The 2,859-nt window shown below is 68.1% G+C and carries 1 protein-coding gene and 1 pseudogene; one reads left to right on the forward strand and one right to left on the reverse strand.

Features of this window, described 5'->3' with window-relative positions; translation table 11 throughout:
- Positions 1 to 1,948, reverse strand: a 1,948-nt coding sequence (locus EAO76_RS44105) for a type I polyketide synthase (protein ID WP_148841810.1), incomplete at its 3' end; no start/stop codon positions are given.
- Between the two features lie 739 nt (positions 1,949 to 2,687).
- On the opposite strand from EAO76_RS44105, the pseudogene EAO76_RS47225 reads away from it, so the two are divergent.
- Positions 2,688 to 2,859: pseudogene (locus tag EAO76_RS47225) on the forward strand (transposase); the annotation flags it as partial.

Here is a 2,859-nt window from a genome sequence, read left to right on the forward strand (position 1 = left end):
TGCGTCGGATGCGGCCGGGCTGGTCGAGGCGCTGGAGGCACTGGCCGAGGGGCGGGCCCATGACGCGGTCGTCACCGGCAGCGCCGAGCGCCGCGGGAAGGTCGTCTTCGTCTACCCCGGCCAGGACCTCCCGCACCGACCAGCCCGTGAACGGCCGCAGAGCGGCGTCACAGGCGTTCACGGTCTGTGCGAACACCTCGCTGGATTCCAGGAGTTCACGTCCCATGCCGACCCATTGCGAGCCCTGGCCGGGGTAGACGAAGACGACCTTCCCGCGGCGCTCGGCGCTGCCGGTGACGACCGCGTCATGGGCCCGCCCCTCGGCCAGTGCCTCCAGCGCCTCGACCAGCCCGGCCGCATCCGACGCAACGACGCTGGCCCGGGACTCGAAGTGCGAACGATGCCGGGCAGCCGTCACCGCCACATCCGCCACCCGCACACCCTCACCACGGGAGATCCAGGACGCCCAGCGCCCCGCCTGCTCGCGCAAAGCGGTCTCGTCACGACCCGACACCACCACCGGGAAGACACCATCTCCGACGGCTCCGGCGGCCGGTTCCGCCAACGGCGGCTCCTCCACGATCACATGCGCGTTGGTGCCGCTCAGCCCGAACGACGACACACCCGCACGGCGTACCCGGTTCTCGTCGCGTTCCCAGGGGCGGGCGTTCTGGAGCAGTTGGAGGCCGCTGGTCCCCCAGTCGATCAGCGGGCTGGGCTCCTGGGCATGCAGGGTCCTGGGAAGGGTCTCGTTCTGGAGTGCGAGGACCATCTTCATCACACCGATGACACCCGCGGCGGCCTGKGCGTGCCCGATGTTCGACTTCGACGAGCCCAGCCACACCGGCCGGCCCGCCTCGCGCCCCGGACCGAACACCTCACCCAGAGCACCCGCCTCGATCGGGTCACCCAGCGACGTCCCCGTCCCGTGCGCCTCGATCGCATCGATATCACCCGGGGTCAGGCGGGCCGCCTCCAGGGCGTCCTGGATCACCCGCTGCTGCGAGGGCCCGTTCGGAGCCGTCAGCCCCTGACTGCGCCCGTCCTGGTTCACCGCACTGCCCCGCAGGACCGCCAGCACCCGGTCCCCGTCACGCTCCGCGGCCGACAACCGCTTCAGCACGAGGATGCCGACCCCCTCGGCCCAGCCCGCACCGTCCGCGGCCGCCGAGAACGACTTGCACCGCCCGTCCGCCGCCATCCCCTTCAACCGGGAGAACTCCACGAACAGTGACGGCGCGCTCATCACCGTGACACCACCGGCCAGAGCCAGCTCGCACTCACCCTGACGCAGCGCCTGCACCGCCAGATGCACCGACACCAACGACGACGAACACGCCGTGTCCACCGTGATCGCCGGCCCCTGCAGACCGAGCGAATACGCAATGCGGCCCGACACCACGCTCGACGCCTTGCCGGTACTGACATAACCRTCSAGGGCATCCAGATCACGGCCCAGATCACCGTAATCGGAACTCATCGTCCCGAGATACACACCCGTACGGCTCTCCGCCAGCGCACCCGGCCGGATCCCGGCCCGCTCCAGCGCCTCCCACGACGCCTCCAGCACCAGCCGYTGCTGCGGATCCATCGACAACGCCTCACGCGGCGAGATCCCGAAGAACGACGCATCGAAACCCGCGACATCATCGAGGAAACCACCCTCACGGGCATAACTCTTCCCCACCGACTCCGGATCCGGATCGAACAGATCAAGCCCCCGCCACCGCCCCGGCAGACCACCCACCGCATCCCCACCCGACGCCAACAGCTCCCAGAACGCCTCCGGCGTATCGATCCCACCCGGAAGCCGACACGCCATCGACACAACCGCGACCGGCTCGTGCTGCCGGGCCTGCCTCGCCTCCAGATCCGCAGCACGCTTCTGCAACGCACGGATCGCAGGCAGTGCGGCTTCCATCCGATCCTGACTTGAGATCGACACCATCGAGCCCTTCTCTACGGCCACCGCGAGCAACAGCGTCCCGGAGCGACAAATCAGGGACCCAGCCACCCAATCCGTCGCCACTTGAGCCGCGGTTGACGGTGCCTGGACAGGTCGGCCCGTACGGCAACTGCGTTCGCGTCGTCGTACGGGTGCGCCGACAGGGCCGCGTTCCGTCCGCTCGTGCCAGAGCCGTTGCCGATGCGTGGCGGATCCAAAAGGGCTTTGAGGGCGAGGCAGACGGGGAACCGTTCAGTTTCATCGGCACGTCCGCGCTGCGGCGCTCCCGCCGATCGGTTACCTACGAAGGACCCACGATCGACGTCCGGATCGTGCCGAGGGCGTTCAGCCTTCGAATTGTCGAGGGGGAGAGGAGGTCGGATTCCGCTCATTGGGTAATCAGTGGGAGCTACCGGGCCCCACGGACCACGCTGTGCCGACCGTCTGCCGCTTCGAGTGGGCCGGGTCCGAGAACCTGCTCAGAGCACCCGTACTCCGGGACCTGTGACGGACTGACGCACGCTCCGTCAATCAGCACGGCCGGAATGCCTCAGCTTGGCGTTTGACGTCGCAGATCAGTAGGCCGRGTGACCTGCGACGTYAAACGCCGAGCTCAGCTTGACGTTTAACGTCGCAGGTCACCCGGCCTGCTGACCTGCGGTTCTTTCCGGGACAGCGGAGGCGGCCGTTCTCCACGCTTCGAGATGTCGAGTCACGAAGTACAAGAGAACGGCCGCTGTGTATGAGTCTGTCTGCCGATGCGCCCACAGGCCAGGCGTTGGACGTGTTGTCCCGCTTTCGGGTCGAGTTCTACGAATGCCTCTACGCCCGTGCCGATGCGCTCTTCGAGCTTACCGACGCGGTGCTGTGTGCGGACGGGCCGGTGAAGACGCTGGTCGAGTTGTCGCTGGCGG

It is taken from the genome of Streptomyces sp. sk2.1 (assembly GCF_008120935.1).
In the GTDB taxonomy this organism is placed as follows: Bacteria; Actinomycetota; Actinomycetes; order Streptomycetales; family Streptomycetaceae; genus Streptomyces.